At 66.1% G+C, this 17,265-nt stretch carries 12 protein-coding genes; 10 read left to right on the top strand and 2 right to left on the bottom strand.

What is annotated here, in order from left to right:
- The first annotated feature begins 63 nt into the window (after nucleotides 1-63).
- Complete coding sequence (groL, locus tag AC50YA_RS05895) at nucleotides 64-1,674, top strand: chaperonin GroEL (protein ID WP_494981412.1); 1,611 nt, start codon at nucleotides 64-66, stop codon at nucleotides 1,672-1,674.
- Nucleotides 1,675-1,826: 152 nt separating this feature from the next.
- Here groL and AC50YA_RS05890 read toward each other — a convergent pair whose 3' ends face one another.
- Nucleotides 1,827-2,429 carry a dihydrofolate reductase family protein gene (locus AC50YA_RS05890; RefSeq protein ID WP_494981411.1) on the bottom strand — a complete coding sequence of 201 codons (603 nt, stop codon included), beginning with the start codon at nucleotides 2,427-2,429 and terminating at the stop codon, nucleotides 1,827-1,829.
- An 88-nt stretch (nucleotides 2,430-2,517) separates the two neighbouring features.
- Here AC50YA_RS05890 and AC50YA_RS05885 point away from each other — a divergent pair, with 88 nt between their 5' ends.
- The 4 genes from AC50YA_RS05885 (at nucleotide 2,518) to AC50YA_RS05870 (ending at nucleotide 7,425) form a co-directional block, all read left to right on the top strand.
- Nucleotides 2,518-4,041, top strand: a complete 1,524-nt coding sequence (locus AC50YA_RS05885) for an ATP-dependent DNA ligase (protein ID WP_494981410.1) — start codon at nucleotides 2,518-2,520, stop codon at nucleotides 4,039-4,041.
- A gap of 190 nt (nucleotides 4,042-4,231) precedes the next feature.
- Nucleotides 4,232-5,866 (top strand): LuxR C-terminal-related transcriptional regulator, encoded by a 1,635-nt coding sequence (locus AC50YA_RS05880; RefSeq protein ID WP_494981409.1) that lies wholly within the window; start codon nucleotides 4,232-4,234, stop codon nucleotides 5,864-5,866.
- 115 nt (nucleotides 5,867-5,981) lie between these two features.
- Nucleotides 5,982-6,320, top strand: a complete 339-nt coding sequence (locus AC50YA_RS05875; RefSeq protein ID WP_494981408.1) for a hypothetical protein — start codon at nucleotides 5,982-5,984, stop codon at nucleotides 6,318-6,320.
- Nucleotides 6,321-6,345: 25 nt separating this feature from the next.
- The gene (locus AC50YA_RS05870) at nucleotides 6,346-7,425 is read left to right on the top strand and encodes a flavin-containing monooxygenase (RefSeq protein ID WP_494981608.1); all 1,080 of its coding nucleotides are present in this window, start codon (nucleotides 6,346-6,348) and stop codon (nucleotides 7,423-7,425) included.
- Here the strand turns inward: AC50YA_RS05870 and AC50YA_RS05865 are convergent.
- The gene (locus AC50YA_RS05865) at nucleotides 7,394-8,317 is read right to left on the bottom strand and encodes a DUF389 domain-containing protein (RefSeq protein ID WP_494981407.1); all 924 of its coding nucleotides are present in this window, start codon (nucleotides 8,315-8,317) and stop codon (nucleotides 7,394-7,396) included. The two genes, AC50YA_RS05870 and AC50YA_RS05865, sit on opposite strands and share 32 nt — an antisense overlap.
- Nucleotides 8,318-8,539: 222 nt before the next feature.
- Here AC50YA_RS05865 and AC50YA_RS05860 point away from each other — a divergent pair, with 222 nt between their 5' ends.
- From AC50YA_RS05860 to AC50YA_RS05840, 5 genes are all read left to right on the top strand, one after another.
- Nucleotides 8,540-10,582 carry an acyltransferase family protein gene (locus AC50YA_RS05860; RefSeq protein WP_494981607.1) on the top strand — a complete coding sequence of 681 codons (2,043 nt, stop codon included), beginning with the start codon at nucleotides 8,540-8,542 and terminating at the stop codon, nucleotides 10,580-10,582.
- Nucleotides 10,583-10,859: 277 nt separating this feature from the next.
- Nucleotides 10,860-12,371, top strand: coding sequence for an IMP dehydrogenase (guaB, locus tag AC50YA_RS05855; protein ID WP_494981406.1), 1,512 nt, complete (start codon nucleotides 10,860-10,862; stop codon nucleotides 12,369-12,371).
- A gap of 6 nt (nucleotides 12,372-12,377) precedes the next feature.
- Entirely contained in the window at nucleotides 12,378-14,222 is a 1,845-nt protein-coding gene (locus AC50YA_RS05850) for an ABC transporter ATP-binding protein (RefSeq protein ID WP_494981405.1), read from the top strand.
- Nucleotides 14,219-15,355 (top strand): GuaB3 family IMP dehydrogenase-related protein, encoded by a 1,137-nt coding sequence (locus tag AC50YA_RS05845; RefSeq protein WP_494981404.1) that lies wholly within the window; start codon nucleotides 14,219-14,221, stop codon nucleotides 15,353-15,355. Before AC50YA_RS05850 ends, AC50YA_RS05845 begins: the two co-directional genes overlap by 4 nt.
- A 136-nt stretch (nucleotides 15,356-15,491) precedes the next feature.
- The gene (locus AC50YA_RS05840) at nucleotides 15,492-17,231 is read left to right on the top strand and encodes a glycerol-3-phosphate dehydrogenase/oxidase (protein WP_494981403.1); all 1,740 of its coding nucleotides are present in this window, start codon (nucleotides 15,492-15,494) and stop codon (nucleotides 17,229-17,231) included.
- The last annotated feature ends 34 nt before the right edge of the window (nucleotides 17,232-17,265 follow it).

Genomic DNA, 17,265 nt, shown 5'->3' with positions numbered 1-17,265 from the left:
GTGCCGCTGATCATGCATTCCGCTGGTCAGCTGCGCGGGGTTCTGTCTTGAAAGGACAAAACCATGGCAAAGCAGCTTGCGTTTAACGACGCTGCACGCCGGTCGCTTGAAGCCGGCATCGATAAGCTCGCCAACACTGTCAAGGTGACGCTCGGCCCCCGCGGCCGCAACGTTGTCCTCGACAAAAAGTGGGGGGCACCCACCATCACCAACGACGGCGTCACCATCGCCCGCGAAATCGAGCTGGATGACCCGTACGAAAACCTTGGCGCCCAGCTGGCCAAGGAAGTAGCCACCAAGACCAACGATGTTGCCGGCGACGGCACCACCACGGCCACCGTGCTCGCCCAGGCCCTGGTCAAGGAAGGCCTGCGCAACGTTGCGGCTGGCGCCGCTCCGGGCCAGATCAAGCGCGGCATCGAGGTTTCCGTAGAAGCCGTTGCAGCCCGCCTGCTCGAGAACGCACGCCCGGTTGAAGGCACGCAGGTTGCCAGCGTGGCAGCAATCTCGGCCCAGAGCGACGAAATCGGCGAGCTCCTCGCCGAGGCCTTCGGCAAGGTCGGCAAGGATGGTGTGATCACCATCGAGGAGTCCTCCACCACGCAGACCGAACTGGTCCTCACCGAAGGCATGCAGTTCGACAAGGGCTACCTGTCGCCGTACTTCGTGACCGACTCCGAACGCCAGGAAGCTGTCCTCGAAGACGCCCTGATCCTGATCAACCAGGGCAAGATCTCCTCCGTGCAGGACTTCCTGCCGCTGCTGGAGAAGGCGCTGCAGAGCTCCAAGCCGCTGTTCATCATTGCTGAAGACGTTGAGGGCGAGGCACTGTCCACGCTGATCGTCAACCGCATCCGCGGCACCCTGAACGTGGTTGCCGTCAAGGCTCCGGGCTTCGGCGACCGCCGCAAGGCCATGCTGCAGGACATCGCCACCCTCACCGGTGCGCAGGTTGTCTCCGCCGAACTGGGCCTCAGCCTGGATTCGGTTGGCCTTGAGGTGCTGGGTACCGCCCGCCGCATCACGGTCACCAAGGACAACACCACCATTGTTGACGGCGCCGGTTCCGCAGAAGACGTCGCAGCCCGGGTTTCCCAGCTGCGCGCCGAGCTGACCCGCACCGATTCCGACTGGGACCGCGAAAAGCTGCAGGAGCGCCTGGCCAAGCTGGCCGGCGGCATCGGCGTCATCAAGGTCGGCGCAGCCACCGAGGTTGAGCTGAAGGAAAAGAAGCACCGCATCGAAGATGCAGTGTCCTCCACCCGCGCCGCCCTCGAAGAAGGCATCGTGGCCGGTGGCGGTTCCGCACTGATCCACGCACTGAAGGCCCTCGACGAGGATCCTGCAGTCAAGGCCCTCGAAGGCGACGCCGCCGCTGCTGTGGGCATCGTCCGCCGCGCACTGGTCCAGCCGCTTCGCTGGATCGCCCAGAACGCCGGTTTCGACGGCTACGTTGTCACCGCCAAGGTTGCCGAGCTCGAAACCAACAACGGCTTCAACGCCAAGTCGGGCGAGTACGAGGACCTGATCGCCGCCGGTGTCATCGACCCGGTCAAGGTCACCCGTGCAGCCCTGCGGAACGCGGCATCCATTGCTGCGCTGGTTCTCACCACCGAGACCCTCGTTGTGGAGAAGCCCGCAAACGACGACGAGCACGCAGGCCACAGCCACTAGTCCCCACCGTCTCCCTCACCTCGCTTCGCTCGGTCAGGGAACCCTGACGGCGTGGGCCCAGAGCCGCTGCATCAAGTCTCCGCACAAAGAACCGGTCCAGCCTCCGCTGGGCCGGTTTTTTGTGCCACAAATCCTGCGGCCGCTTTCCCGCCCTACGTGCCCGGCATGTCCTGCGTTTCGACGGCGCCCGCACGCTCGTAGACCAGCGACACCGCCCCCTTCGGGAAGCTGCGTGCGGGCTCGGCGAGGCGGAAGGAGGCGGGGATAGTCCCGGCGTCGAAAAGGCGCTTTCCCTGCCCGAGGGTGATCGGATAGAGCCAGAGGTGGAGGCGGTCGAGCACGTCTGCCGCGAGCAGTGAACGGATAAGGACGCCGCTGCCGAACATGTGCACCTGGTTGTACTCCTCGCGGAGCCGACCCGCAGCCGCGGCATCCGGCAGCACCGTAGTGTCCGCCCAGCCCGGAGCGGTCAGGGTGCTGGAGACAACAAATTTGGGCACCCGGTTGAGCGTGCCGCCGATGACGCCGGACTGGTGCGGCCAGTAGGCCGCGAAGATGTCGTAGGTCTTCCGGCCGAGCAGCAGGGCGTCGATGCGGCCGATCTCGTCGCCGATGGCCGCGCCGGCCTCGTCATCGGACACCGGCGCCTGCCAGCCGCCGAAGGCGAAGCCGCCCGCAGTGTCCTCTTCGCGACCGCCAGGCGCCTGGTAGACGCCGTCGAGGGTGAGGAACAGGTTCGCGACGATGATACCCATGCGTCCATTCTGAAACAGCGTTCCGGCGCTGTCCAGCGTCGGGGGCCGCTCCCCGGCCCGGTGCCGGCTGGCGTGGCAGACTGGTGCCATGCTGCTCGACGAGCTCGTAAAAACCACGGATGACGTAGCGTCGACCCGCTCCCGGCTCGCGAAAGTTGATGCACTGGCCGACCTGCTGCGCCGGCTCGAGCCCGGGGACATCGCCACGGCCGTCGGCTTGCTCATCGCCCAGCCGCGGCAGGGCCGCGTAGGGATCGGCTGGCGCGGCATGACAGCGGCCATGGGGGAGCCGGCCGCCGAGCCGAGTCTGACTGTGGCCGACCTCGACGCTGCGCTGGATCGGCTGTACGCCACCGCAGGCGCTGGATCAGCCGCGGAGCGCGCCGCGATCCTCCGGGTGCTCACGGCGGCAGCCACCGAGCGCGAGCAGGCCTTCATCGCCGGCGTGCTGCTGGGTGAATTGCGTACCGGCGCGCTCGAGGCGGTGCTGACGGATGCCGTTGCCCGCGCCGCCGATCGGCCCGTCGACGCCGTACGCCGCGCGGCGATGCTCTCCGGCGATCTCGGTGGGACGGCCCTGCTGGCGATTACGGGTACGGCGGCCCAGCTTGGCGATGTGGGCCTCGTCGTCGGCCGTCCCGTGCGGCCCATGCTCGCCGCAACCGCGGCCAGCGCCAGCGCGGCGCTGGAGGCCACGGGGGAGGCATCTGTGGAATACAAGCTCGACGGGGCGCGCATCCAGGTGCATCGCGTCGGCGACGATGTTCGCATCTACACACGCACCCTGGCCGAGGTGACCCACCGGCTGCCCGAGGTGGTGGAGGTGGTGCGCGGCCTGCCGGTGCGCGATGTGATCCTCGACGGCGAGACCCTCGCCCTCGACGAGGACGGCGGCCCGCGACCGTTCCAGGAGACCATGGCGCGGTTCGGGGCGGACACGGTGCGTGCCACGGTGCTGCATCCGTGGTTCTTCGACGTGCTGCACATCGACGGGCGCGACCTCCTCGACGAGCCGCTGTCGACGCGCATCGGCGTGCTCGAGCGCATCGCCCCCGAACACCGGATCCCGGGGGAGATCACGGCGGATGCAGCCGTTGCTGAGAGAGTGTCGCGCGATGCGCTCGCCGCGGGCCATGAGGGTGTGGTTGTGAAGGCCGTCGGATCGGCATATGCGGCCGGCCGGCGTGGTTCCAACTGGATCAAGGTGAAGCCGGTGCTCACCTACGACCTGGTGGTGCTCGCCTGCGAGTGGGGGTCCGGACGGCGCACCGGGCTTCTGTCGAATCTGCACCTGGGAGCCCTCGACCCGACCGGCGAGTTCGGCGAACCCGGCGGCTACGTGATGGTGGGCAAGACATTCAAGGGCCTCACCGACGCACTGCTGCGCTGGCAGACCGAGAGGTTCCAAGAGCTCGAGGTGCGGCGCACGGCGGGTACCGTCTGGGTCGAGCCCGTCACCGTGGTCGAGATCGCGATTGACGGCGTGCAGCGTTCCTCGCGCTATCCGGGCGGAATCGCGCTGCGGTTCGCACGCGTCAAGCGCTACCGCGACGACAAGGCGGCGGCGGAGGCCGACACCATTCAGACGCTGCGCGCACTGCTGCGTTCGTAACCGGTTGCAGAGGAATCCCTTCGGGGCGGCCGCATTCGACGCGCCGCAGATGACACCAGGACCAGGACGCGAGGCATCTGCGGCCCGCTTGTGCCGGGAATGCCGCGGGCGTACCGTGGCGCTTAACCACAGTCACGCCCTGCGTTCGGCGGGCCAACTGTTTGGGCGGTTGGTATCCGAGAGGGGCCAGATGTCAGCTGAAACCGGCATTGACCGGGGCAGGTCAGCCTTCCAGGAACATCGCTGGACCGAGGCCAACCAGACCTTCCGTGAAGCCGATAAGCGCGGCGGGTTGCCGGCTGCCGACCTCGAACGGCTGGCTACGGCCGAGATCCTGACCGGGGAAAGCACCACAGGGATGGAGACCCTCACCCGTGCCTACGAGGAGTACCTGGTGATGGGCGACGCCGAGAGTGCCGCACGGTGCGCGGGCTGGATGGGCATGCAACTGATGTTCCTGGGGGAGCCGGCCCGGGCCGGAGGGTGGTTGGCCCGCGGCCAGCGGCTCGTGGATGAACTGGCCGAGCCGAGCGCCGTGCAGGGCCTCCTGCTCATCCCGGAGGGCCTGGGCAAACTTTACGGCGGTGACCCGGCGGGCGCACTGCAGGGTTTTCTCCAGCGTTTCCGAATTCGGCCAGCGGTTCCACGACAAAGACGTGTCCGCGCTGGGCCTCCTTGGCACGGGCCAGGCCACCTGATGCTTGGTCACCCTGACAAGGGACTCAAGATGTTCGACGAGGTCATGGTGGCCGTCACGGCAGGTGAACTCTCCCCGATCCCCTCAGGGATTATTTACTGCGCAGTAATCGGCAACTGCGACCTGGCCTTCGACCTGGAGAGGGCCCTGGAATGGACGGCTGCCCTGGACCGCTGGTGCAATGCACGCCCTGACATGGTGACGTTCAGCTGCCAGTGCCAGTCACACCGCGCCGAACTCTTCATGCTCCACGGGGCCTGGGCCGAGGCGCTGATGGCGGCTGCGGCTGCCCAGGGACTCTCCGTAAAGGGTGATCCCCAGGCGCTTTACGGAGGCTACTACCAGCAGGGAGAGGTGGAACGGCTGAGTGGAAAACTGGACGACGCCGAAGCTTCCTACCGGCAGGCTGCCCGATCTGGCTATGAGCCACAGCCTGGCCTCGCGCTGCTCTGGCTGGCCCGTGGAAATGCGCAGCAGGCACAAGCGATGATCCGGAGGGCGTCTGGCGCGGCAGACGTCGCTACCCGCCGGAACATGTTTCCGGCACTGGTGGAGATCGAGCTGGCCGCCTCCGACCTGGAAGCCGCGCGGCGAGGTGTTCAGGAGCTCGAAGCCTTGGCCCTTGAATTCCCTATGCCCATGGTCCGGGCCGTTGCCGCCCAGGCGGACGGCGCGGTCCGCCTGGCCGACGGCGACCCCTCCGCTGCCCTGAAACCGCTCCGGGAGGCGTGGAGACTGTGGCAGGATCTTGGTGTTCCGTACGAAGCAGCACGCTGCCCGGCGCTGGCCGGTCGCGCCTGCCGCACGCTTGGCGACGAGGCCTCGGCGCTGATGTATCTGGAGTCAGCCCACGCTGCGCTCCTGGACCTCGGCGCGGCGCCGGCGGCAACCTGGGCGGCATCGCGGCTGCACGAAGGCATGCCGGACGGCGGACCCACGCCGGACACCGCGGGCCTCCTCACCCGCCGCGAACTTGAAATCCTCCAGTTGGTGGCAACCGGAAGGGGCAACCGGGCCATCGCAAGCCAGCTGTTCTTGAGCGAAAAAGACCGTAGCCCGGCATGTCAGCAACATCTTCCTGAAACTGAGCCTGTCTTCACGGGCGGCCGCCACCAGCTATGCCTATGAACACGGGCTCGCAGGCTAAGACGCCGGCCTACATAGAAATACCCAGCTGCGCCGTGACTGAAGTTGCATGATTCGGCCGACGCGGGCACCCGGGGCGCGGTCATAGCCTCAAAGCATGAACCTTCCAGTCCTTGCCGGCACACTTTCGACGGTGCTGTTCGCCGCCGGAATGCTGCCGATGCTGGTCAAGGCAGTCCGGACGAAGGACCTGGCTTCCTACAGCCTCGGGAACCTGTTGCTGACCAACGTTGCCAACGCCGTCCATTCCGTCTACGTCTTCAACCTCCCCGCCGGACCCATCTGGGCCCTGCGCCTGGCCTACCTTCTGGCATCCGTGCTGATGCTGGCATGGGGGCTCCGGTACCGGGAAGGCGGACAGGGCCGGCCGGATAGCCAGCACACGGAAGGTTCAACCATCACCATCCCCATGGAAAACAAAGGAGAGCAGCCATGAATAACAACGGCGTGACCGGCACACACTGGACACCCTGATCGTCGGTGGCGGGCAAGCAGGCCTTGCCCCGGGCCACTACCTGAAAGAGCAAAACCGGAAGTTCCTGATCCTGGACGCGAATCCAAGACTCGGTGACGCCTGGCGCCAGCGGTGGGATTCGCTTCGGGTCTTTACGCCGGCAAAATACGACGGACTCCCCGGCATTCCGTTCCCCGCGGACCCGCTGTCCTTCCCCACTAAGGACGAGGTGGCCGGATATCTCGAGGGGTACGCCACACGATTCCGCCTGCCAGTACTGAACGGAGTCCGGATGGAACGCCTGTGGCGGGAAGATGACCGCTTCGTCGCCTCCTCCAACGGCCGGCGCTGGGAGGCCCACAACGTGGTGGTGGCCACCGGCTGCAGCCAAGCGCCCAAGGTACCGGAATTCGCCGCGGAACTTGCACCCGCCATCGTCCAGCTCCATTCCAGCGAGTACCGGAACCTCGGGCAGCTGCAGGAAGGGCCTGTCCTGATAGTGGGGCTGGGAAACTCCGGAGCGGAGATCGGCCTGGAAGTGTCACGCAGCCATCCCACTGTCCTGGCCGGCAAGCCCGGCCGTGAGATTCCCGTGAAGCATGGCCGTACGGCAGCACGCTACTTCCTGCCGGTGGTGCGGTTCCTCGGGCTCCACGTCCTCACCCTCAACAACCCGATCGGCCGCAAAGCCGCACCGTCCTTCAAAGCCCACGCGGCGCCGCTGATCCGGACGAAGTCCAAAGACCTGGCCGCCGCAGGCGTCAGGCTCTTGCCGCGGATTGCCGGGGTGGAGAGCGGGCTTCCTGTCCTCTCGGACGGGACCCGACTGGAGGTTTCAAACGTGATCTGGTGCACCGGATTCCGGGATGACTTCGGCTGGATGGATCCGGCAATGCTCGACGACGGCGCGCTGCCCAGGCAGCGGCGCGGGGTGGCACTTGATACCCCAGGACTGTTCTTCCTGGGCCAGGAATTTATGTACGCAGCGGCGTCGGCAACCCTTCCGGGTGCCAGCCGTGACGCCCGGTACCTGGCCGGCAGGATCCCGGTTCCAGTCACCCGAGAGTCCGCGTCAGCTGCCATCTGAGGCGCCGGGCGGCGGCTTCGGGCAAGCGCCTGGAAACCAGCCGGTAGAAGACCAGCACCAGAACTGCCGCCGCCACGATGCCCATCAGGTTGAGCGCCAGCTGCAGGGCCGACCCCGTTGCTTTCTCAAACTCGCCCAGCACGAGTGCCACGGCCACAAACCCGGCAGCAGGAACTGTGGTCACGGAGATGAAAACACCGATGAGTGCCGCCGATCGCCGGCTGATGACGGACAGCATGCCCGCCGTGCCGGCCAGCACGGCCACGATCAGGGAATATGGTCCCGGGTGGTAGATGAACTCCACCGCAGACCCGGTGTCCAGGGTGTTGTCCGCGAAGAGGCCCAGCGCCGCGGAGACCCACGTGCTTAAGGCCGCCAGCAGCATGGCCAGCGGGAATCCCACACCAAGCGCCAGGGCAGCACGCCGCCCGAGTGCCCACTGGCGCCGGGCCAGGGCCACCGCCAGCGCCGCCAGGGGGCCGAACTCCGGCCCCACGGCCATCGCCCCCACGATCGCAATGGTGGAGTTCGTCACGATGCCGATGGCAGCGAGCTGCGTGGCCAGTATCAGGAAGGCAAGGTAGCTCCACGTGAGCCGGGAGTCCTCGCCCGTCTGGCGGGTGACCTCGTCCCAGATCAAGGCGTCTGCGCCGTCTCCAGGGGCAGACGCCTCGGCTTTGTCCGCGCGCCGGGACAGGACGATTTCCGGCGTGGAGATGGCAATGGATCCCACCTCCTGCGCCTTCAGGACGTGGAGTTTCTCGAGCAGTTCCTCCACCGCTTCCCTGGCAACCTGGACGTCGATGACATCACCCTGCGGCGACACGGATGCTCCCGGAAAGAGCGCTACCTCGGCGGTTCCCGTGTGCTCCTTACAAGTATCCAGCGTCATTGCCGACAGCTCACTGGGCACACAGATCCGCAGCTGGACAATCACATGGGCTCCCTTCGCTGGCCTGTGGCCAGCATAGTTTGTGGCATGCTCCGACGGGGCTCGAAGGCCGCCGTTGATTGGCCATTGGCCGCGCGGCTCCGTAGGCTTGATACTTTGCTTACCCGCTTGGAGAGGTCTTCTGTGTCCAGTGCACCAGCCGGGGCTGCCCCGCGCACTGCGTTGGACGCAAAGACGGGCACGCGGGCACCCGCCCGGAAACCCACGTTCCGTCCCGAAGTCCAAGGCCTCCGCGCGCTCGCCGTACTGATGGTGGTCACCTACCATGTGTGGCTTGGCCGGGTGTCCGGCGGGGTGGATATCTTCCTCCTGATCTCGGCCTTCCTGCTGACGTTGTCCTTCGTCCGGAAGGTGGAAGCCGGCACCTCCCTCAATCTCCTCCGGCACTGGCTGCACCTCTTCAAACGGCTGCTGCCGGCCGCCGTTGTGGTGATCCTCGGGGTCCTGGCCGGCACCTGGCTGATCCTCCCGCAAGGCCGCTGGCCCGTCATCCTGGACCAGGCCTGGGCGGCGCTGCTGTACCGGCAGAACTGGCTGCTGGCGGACACCGCCGTGGACTACTATGCACAGGACCACGCCGCGGCGAGCCCCCTGCAGCACTTCTGGTCCCTGTCCATCCAAGGACAGGTCTTTATCCTGTGGCCGCTCGTCTTCGCCGCCTGCGCTATTGTGTGGCGGCTCCTCCGGCACCGGTACAACGCCAGCTATCGGGCCGTAGTGGCGGCCGCGTTCGCCGGCATCCTCGTTGCCTCGCTCGCGTTCTCGATTGACCAGACGGCCACGAACCAGGCCTACGCCTACTTCGACACCCGGACACGGCTCTGGGAATTCGCTCTGGGCTCGCTGCTGGCACTTAGCCTCCCGCACCTGAAACCAGGGAAACTCCTGCGTGTGGTGCTCGGCTGGGCCGGCCTCGTGGCCATGGTCTCCTGCGGTCTGTTGCTGACCGTGGACCGGGCGTTCCCCGGATTCGTGGCACTGTGGCCAACGCTGGCTGCCGCGGCAATCATTGTGGCCGGGCAGAGCGGTAGCCGGTTTGGTGTGGACCGCCTCCTGAGCTGGAAGCCACTCGTCTCCCTGGGGGACAACTCCTACGCCCTGTATTTGTGGCACTGGCCCATCCTGGTGCTGGCACTGGCAGCTACCGGCGTCGAGGCACCCACCCTCATCCAGGGCGCGGCGATCATTGCTGCCTCGGTGGTCCTGGCCGTCCTCACCACCCGCTTTGTGGAAAAACCGCTCCGCGAGTGGCGCTGGCCGCAGGTGCGCTCCTGGCGCACCGCCGTCGTTGTGGTTGCCTGCTGTGCCCTGCTGGCCGGACCGGTGGCGGTCTGGCAGACGAGCCTCACCGCCGAGGAAGCTGCCACTGCTGCCCAGCCCCGCGAGCTGACGCCGGGAGCGGCCCTGCTGACCCCGGGCAACGCCGGAGCGCCGGCGCCGCAGGGGAGGATCATTCCCGGACCGACCGCCCTGGACAGCGACTGGGCCGGAATCCACCAGGCCTGCACGGGGCCGAATGCCACCGAGGACCCCATCCTTGAAGGTTGCCGGCAGGCCCTCCCCGACGGCGAAGCCACCAAACGGATAGTTGTCCTGGGCGACTCCCACGCCCAGCAGTACCTGGCCGCCCTGGCTCCCACTGCGGAAGTCCGCGGCTGGGAGCTGGTCACCCTGCTGATGCCGGCATGCCGTTTCGGGGCCGAATCCGAGACCCGGAATGCCGAGTGCAACGCCTACAACCGGGCCAGCGCAGCGTACGTGCTGGAACGCCGGCCGGATGCCGTCTTCACCGTGGCCACGCTGACCCATGAGGAAGCCCCGTTCGAGACCGAGGTGCCGGCGTACCTCGAGGGAATCCAGCCCATCGCGGATGCCGGCATCGAGATCGTCGGCATCCGGGACAACCCGCGCTTCACCGTCAACATGCCCGAGTGCGTCCAGCGTCACAGCGCGGACGCCCCGGCCTGCAACCCGCCGCTGAACGAATCGCTGGTGGAGCCGTCACCGCTGGAAAGTTACCGCGGGAAGGTGGACGGACTGCACCTGATGGACCTGAGCGACTTCATCTGCGCCGGCGGCATCTGCCCGGCCGTGGTGGGCAATGTCTACGTGTATAAGGACGACAATCACCTCAGCCGGACCTACGTGGAAAGCATGATCCCCATGTTTGAGGAGCGGATGTTGGCGGCGACGGGCTGGAACTGACTCCTCCCCGAATGCTGGGCCCACGCCCGCAGGGTTCCCTGGCCGAGCTTGCGAGGTTAGGGAACGGGTGGGGAGCGTGCCGTTGCTCACAATGGACTCCCGGAATAGGGGGATCGGCGTGGAGGTTCTAATATTTACTCAAAGCTTTCTGCACGGTGACCGCGCATGAGGCACCCGAATGTACTAAGGCCCTGCACGGACCAGTCCCGTAATGACGGGCTGGTCATTAGCTGCAACCCCTACCCGTGACCCCATAACCAAGGTAAGAGGCGCACTCATGACCCAGCCCGAGCACAATCCTTTCGGCTTCATCGGCCTGACCTACGACGACGTCCTGCTCCTTCCGGGCCACACGGACGTCATTCCGTCCGAGGCTGACACGTCATCGCGGATTTCCAAGCGGATCACCGTCCACACACCGCTGCTGTCCGCCGCCATGGACACGGTCACCGAATCCCGGATGGCGATTGCCATGGCACGCCAGGGCGGCCTGGGTGTCATCCACCGCAACCTCTCCATCCAGGACCAGGCCGACCAGGTGGACCGCGTGAAGCGCAGCGAGTCCGGGATGATCACCAACCCGCTGACCATTGGCCCTGAGGCAACGCTGGCGGAACTGGACGAGATCTGCTCGCAGTACCGGGTTTCCGGCCTCCCCGTTGTGGACGACGGCATGCGCCTCCTCGGTATTGTCACCAACCGCGACACCCGCTTTGTGCCCGAAGCCGACTTCCCGCTGCGGCTGGTCAGCGACGTGATGACCAAGATGCCGCTGATCACCGGGCATGTTGGCATCAGCCGTGAGGAAGCCTCCCACAAGCTGGCCACAAACAAGATCGAAAAGCTTCCGCTTGTTGACGAACAGGGCCGGCTCAAGGGCCTCATCACCACCAAGGACTTCACGAAAGCCGAGCAGTACCCGCTGGCCACCAAGGATGACGAGGGCAGGCTCCGCGTAGGTGCCGCCATCGGCTTCTTCGGTGACGGCTGGGAACGCGCCATGGCCCTGGTGGACGCCGGCGTCGACGCACTCTTCGTTGACACGGCCAACGGCCACTCCCAGGGTGTGCTGGACATGATCCGCCGCCTGAAGTCCGATCCCGTAGCAGCGCACGTGGATATCATCGGCGGCCAGGCTGCCACCCGCGAAGGCGCCCAGGCCCTGATCGACGCCGGTGCCGACGGCATCAAGGTGGGCGTAGGACCGGGCTCCATCTGCACCACCCGCGTGGTGGCCGGCGTGGGCGTCCCTCAGATCACCGCCATTTACGAGTCCGCCAAGGCAGCCATCCCTGCCGGCGTACCGTTGATCGCCGACGGCGGCCTGCAGTACTCGGGCGACATCGGCAAGGCGCTGGTTGCCGGCGCCGACACCGTCATGCTGGGTTCCCTCCTCGCAGGTTGCGATGAGTCCCCGGGCGAGCTCATCTTCGTCAACGGCAAGCAGTTCAAGAGCTACCGCGGCATGGGCTCCCTGGGTGCTATGCAGTCCCGCGGCAAGAACACGTCCTACTCCAAGGACCGTTACTTCCAGGCGGACGTCTCCGGTGATGACAAGCTCATCCCCGAGGGCATCGAAGGCCGCGTCGCCTACCGCGGCCCGCTTGCCTCAGTGGCGTACCAGCTGGTGGGCGGCCTCCGCCAGACCATGTTCTACACCGGTGCCCCCACCATCCCTGAGCTCAAGGTCCGCGGCAAGTTCGTCCGCATTACCCCGGCGGGCCTCAAGGAATCGCACCCCCACGACATCCAGATGACGGTGGAGGCCCCGAACTACGGTTCGCGCTAGACGAAGATGTCCGAACTGCGGCCGGCGCGGGCGCCCAGCCGGAAACTGGCCCTGAGGCCTTACACCCGGGCTGTAGCCCAGGTGCTGCGGGTCAGCTTCCGGGCCTCGCCGGCCGCCGTCGTGATGAAAGTAGTCGGTTCGCTTATATCGGCGACGCTGCCTTTGGTGACCACCTACTTCGCAGCGCTGACCACCACGGCGCTGGCGGCAGCCTACGCCGGCGATTCCGCGGCAGGACAACAGGCCATTGTGTATGTCATCATCACGGCTGCGCTGGGGCTCTTCTGGGGCGGCTTCAGCAGCGTGGACCGCTACATCCAGCAGCTCATGAGCTTCAAGGTGGGCGCCATCGTGGGTGACCAGATGTACGAGCGCTTCCTGGCGCTGGAGTTCTGGCGGTACGACGACAAACAAACCGTGGACCTCTACGACAGAGCCAAGCGATTCTCGGATTCGTATGCCCGCGTTCTGGACCGGATCGCGGCCATCTTCACCCAGTTGGTCTCCGTGATCCTGGCCGTGGGAGCCCTGCTGCTGGTCAGCTGGTGGATCGCCGTGATTGTCCTGGTGGCGATCGTGCCCAGCGTCTACCTGCAGTTCAAGCTCTCCCGTGAACAGATCGCCCACTGGAACACCCAAGTGGACTCGCGCCGGCAGCGGCGGATGATCGAAACCAACCTGCTCCGCCCGCAGCACATCGCCGAGATGCGTCTCTACGGGATCGTGGGCTACCTGATGGACCTCCGCTCCCGGCTGCGCGATGCTGATGAGCGGCGCCGCCTGGACTTCCAGAAGCGCTACATTCCCAAGCAGCTCGCCGCTGACGCCTTGCAGTACGGGGCCGAGGTGATCTCCCTGATCTGGGTAGTGGGCCAGATCATCGCCCGCGCCCAGCCCGTTGGCCAGTTCCTCTATGTCCAGCAGATCGTCAGCCGCGCACTTTCCACAGCCAACAGCCTGGTCTCCTCCCTCAGCTCGATTGACGAGGATCTCGCCAACCTCAAGGACTACGAGCTGTTTATGGCCATGCCGGTGCATTCGGAGCATTCGCCGCCGCTGCTGCAGGCACCCAAAACCGTGGAGCTCCGGGACATCCGCTTCACTTACACGGGCAGCGACGCCGAGGTGATCCGCGGCATCAGCATGACCATCCGCGAGGGCCAGCACATCGCCGTCGTAGGTGAGAACGGGGCAGGAAAGTCCACCCTGATCCGGATCCTCGCCGGACTCTACCGGCCGGACTCAGGGCAGGTAATGCTCGACGGCGTCGATCTCGCCGCCGTCGACGTGAAGTCCTGGCACCGCCACCTGGCGGTCCTGAGCCAGGAGTTCCTGAAGTACGAGTTCGCCACTGCCGCCGACAACATCCGCTTTGGCGACGTCGAGTCGCCCCGTGACGATGAACGGATCCGCGGGGCGGCCAGCGACGCCGAAGCCTTGGAGTTCATCAATAAGCTGCCCAACGGCCTGGACAACTACGTCAGCAACTGGATGGAGGACCCGCGCGGCCGGAAGGGGAGCGGGCTTTCGGGCGGCCAGTGGCAGCGGCTCGCAATGGCCCGGAATTTCTACCGCAACGCCACCTTCATGGTGATGGACGAACCGACGTCTGCCATTGACGCGCTGGCCGAGCACCGGATCTTCACCCGGCTGTTCGCGGACCGCAGCAGCACCATCATTGCCATCAGCCACCGGCTCGCAACGATTGAGAAGGCCGACATTGTCTACATGCTCGAGGACGGGCAGATTGTGGAACAGGGTAACCACAAGGAGCTGGTGGCACTGCGCGGACGCTACTTCCGGATGTTCGAATCGCAGTTGACACCGTTGGAGGATAACCTAGAGCAGTGACTTACGAGATCGAGATCGGCCGTGGCAAGCGTGGGCGTCGTGCCTACTCCCTGGATGACATTGCGATTATCCCCAACCGTCGTACCCGCGACCCCAAGGACGTTTCCGTTTCCTGGCAGATCGATGCCTACAAGTTCGACATGCCCGTGATTGCTGCACCGATGGATTCGGCCATGTCCCCGGAGACGGCCATCGCTTTGGGCCGGCTGGGCGGCCTCGGCGTGCTGGACCTGGAGGGCCTCTGGACCCGCTACGAGGACCCCCAGCCCATCCTTGACGAGATCGGCGCACTCCAGGACGAGGTCAACAGCCCCGCGGTGACCGGCCGTATGCAGGAGCTGTACCGCGCTCCCATCCAGCCGGACCTGATCACGTCCCGCCTCGCCGAGATCCGCGCCGCCGGTGTCACGGTGGCCGGCTCGCTGACCCCGCAGCGCACCCAGGAACACTACAAAACCGTGGTGGCTGCCGGCGTCGACATCTTTGTGATCCGCGGGACCACCGTGTCAGCCGAGCACGTCTCGAAGGACCACGAACCCCTGAACCTCAAGCAGTTCATTTACGAACTGGACGTCCCCGTGATTGTGGGCGGCGCAGCCGGCTACACACCCGCCCTGCACCTGATGCGCACCGGCGCCGCCGGCGTCCTGGTCGGCTTCGGCGGCGGAGCTACCGCCACGACGCGGCGCGCCCTGGGCATCCACTCGCCCATGGCCTCCGCCATCTCCGACGTCGCGGCCGCCCGCCGTGACTACATGGATGAATCCGGCGGACGGTACGTCCACGTCATTGCCGACGGCGGCATGGGCACCTCCGGTGACATCGTCAAGGCAATTGCCATGGGCGCCGACGCCGTGATGCTGGGCAGCGCCCTCGCCCGGGCCGAAGAGGCACCCGGCAACGGCTGGCACTGGGGCCAGGAGGCCCACCACCTGGAGCTTCCCCGCGGTGACCGCGCCAACGTCGGCACCGTCGGACCGCTCGAAGAGGTTCTTTTCGGGCCCGGCCACCACACCAACGGCACATCCAACCTGATCGGCGCACTCCGCCGTTCGATGGCTACCACAGGCTACTCGGACCTGAAGGAATTCCAGCGCGTCGACGTCGTAGTTTCTCCGTATACGGGCAACTGACAGCCTCTTACTGACAAGCGGCCGCCGCCGCTGACGTCATCCGGAGCGCCTCCCGGGCCGAACCTGCCCTGCCCAACTGTGCGGCAAGGAAGTAGTGTGGTTTTACTACCGGCAGCAGCGGCAAGGGAGGCGTTCCGTGAACACTGTTCCAAACGAAGGCGGGGTCCTTGGTCCCGCGGCCAGGGAAGCATCGATCGCCAGGCTGAGGGCCACCTCGGAACCCGGCAACGAACTGGACATCCTGATTGTCGGCGGCGGCATCGTGGGCACCGGTGTGGCGCTGGATGCCGTGACCCGCGGCCTCAGCGTTGGGATCGTGGAGGCCAGCGACTGGGCGGCCGGCACTTCGTCCCGGTCATCCAAGCTGATCCACGGCGGCCTGCGCTACCTGGAGATGCTGGATTTCGGGCTGGTTAAGGAAGCGCTGCACGAGCGTGGCCTGATTCTTTCGGTCCTGGCCCCGCACCTGGCCCGGCCTGTGCCGTTCCTGTATCCGCTGACCAAACCGTTCCTGGAGCGGCCTTATGTGGGCGCCGGGATCGCCCTCTACGACGCCATGTCCATCACCGGCGGGCACAGCCGCGGCGTGCCGTTCCACAAACACCTCACCAGGCGGGGCACCCTCAGAGCGGCCCCCAGCCTGAAAAAAGACGCCTTTGTGGGCTCCATCCGCTATTACGACGGCCAAGTGGATGACGCCAAATACGTGGCAAACCTCGTCCGGACAGCAGCGCACTACGGCGCACATGCGGTGAACCAGATGGCGGTGGTGGATTTCCTGCGGGAAGGTGAACGCGTGGTGGGGGCCAAAGTGGTCAACCACGAAGACGGTTCGCAGTTCAACGTCAAGGCCAAGCAGGTCATCAACGCCACCGGGGTGTGGACCGATGAAACCCAGGCCATGGTCACTGACCGCGGGCAGCTGAAGGTCCGGGCGTCCAAGGGCATCCACCTGGTAGTGCCCCGCGACCGGTTCCAGTCCACGGTGGGGCTGATCCTGCGCACCGAAAAATCCGTGCTGTTCGTTATTCCGTGGGGCCGGCATTGGATCATCGGGACCACCGACACCGACTGGAACCTCGACAAGGCCCACCCGGCGGCCTCCAGCAAGGACATCGACTACATCCTCGAGCACGTCAACCGGGTCCTGAAACGCCCGCTGACCAGGGAGGACGTTGAAGGCGTGTACGCCGGACTGCGCCCGCTCCTGGCAGGGGAGAACGATTCCACGGCGAAACTGTCCCGTGAACACATCGTGGCCCACCCGGTACCGGGCCTGGTGGTGGTGGCCGGCGGCAAATGGACCACCTACCGGGTCATGGCCAAGGACGCCGTGGACGAGGCCACCCGCACCATGGATGAGCGGGTCCCGGCGAGCTGCACCGAAACCATTCCGCTGCTGGGCGCCAGCGGCTTCAAGGCGGCCTGGAACCGCAGGAGCCGGACCGCTGAAGAATCCGGCGTGCACGTGGCCCGCGTGGAGCATCTGCTCAACCGCTACGGGTCCATGACTCCGGAGGTGCTGGATATCATCGCGCGAAATCCTGAATTGGCGGAGCCGTTGCCCGGCGCCGACGACTACCTGCAGGCCGAAGCCGTGTACGCCGCGACCCACGAGGGCGCCCGGCATGTCCATGACGTCCTGACCCGCAGGACGCGCATCTCCATCGAGGCCTGGGACCGTGGCGTGTCCGCGGTGCCGGTTGTCGCTAAACTGATGGGCGAAGTCCTCGGCTGGAGCGATGTACAGCGCGAAAGCGAAATAAAGCACTACATCGCACGCGTTGAAGCTGAACGGCTGAGCCAGCAACAGCCGGACGACGAATCCGCCGACGCCGCACGGCTGGGCGTGGAGGACATTGTCCCTTTGCGCTGAGGCGGCACCGCACACCAGCAATTCTCCTGACTGA

The organism is Pseudarthrobacter sp. RHLT3-21 (assembly GCF_059383495.1).
The sequence above is the reverse complement of the archived record's forward strand: the minus strand, read 5'-3'. Positions and strand labels throughout refer to the sequence as shown.

What these genes read in the sequence shown, in the direction of transcription:
- groL (WP_494981412.1), top strand. Translation starts at nt 64, where the DNA reads ATGGCAAAGCAGCTTGCGTTTAACGACGCTGCACGCCGGTCGCTTGAA.
- AC50YA_RS05890 (WP_494981411.1), bottom strand. Translation starts at nt 2,429, where the DNA reads ATGGGTATCATCGTCGCGAACCTGTTCCTCACCCTCGACGGCGTCTAC.
- AC50YA_RS05885 (WP_494981410.1), top strand. Translation starts at nt 2,518, where the DNA reads ATGCTGCTCGACGAGCTCGTAAAAACCACGGATGACGTAGCGTCGACC.
- AC50YA_RS05880 (WP_494981409.1), top strand. Translation starts at nt 4,232, where the DNA reads ATGTCAGCTGAAACCGGCATTGACCGGGGCAGGTCAGCCTTCCAGGAA.
- AC50YA_RS05875 (WP_494981408.1), top strand. Translation starts at nt 5,982, where the DNA reads ATGAACCTTCCAGTCCTTGCCGGCACACTTTCGACGGTGCTGTTCGCC.
- AC50YA_RS05865 (WP_494981407.1), bottom strand. Translation starts at nt 8,317, where the DNA reads ATGACGCTGGATACTTGTAAGGAGCACACGGGAACCGCCGAGGTAGCG.
- guaB (WP_494981406.1), top strand. Translation starts at nt 10,860, where the DNA reads ATGACCCAGCCCGAGCACAATCCTTTCGGCTTCATCGGCCTGACCTAC.
- AC50YA_RS05850 (WP_494981405.1), top strand. Translation starts at nt 12,378, where the DNA reads ATGTCCGAACTGCGGCCGGCGCGGGCGCCCAGCCGGAAACTGGCCCTG.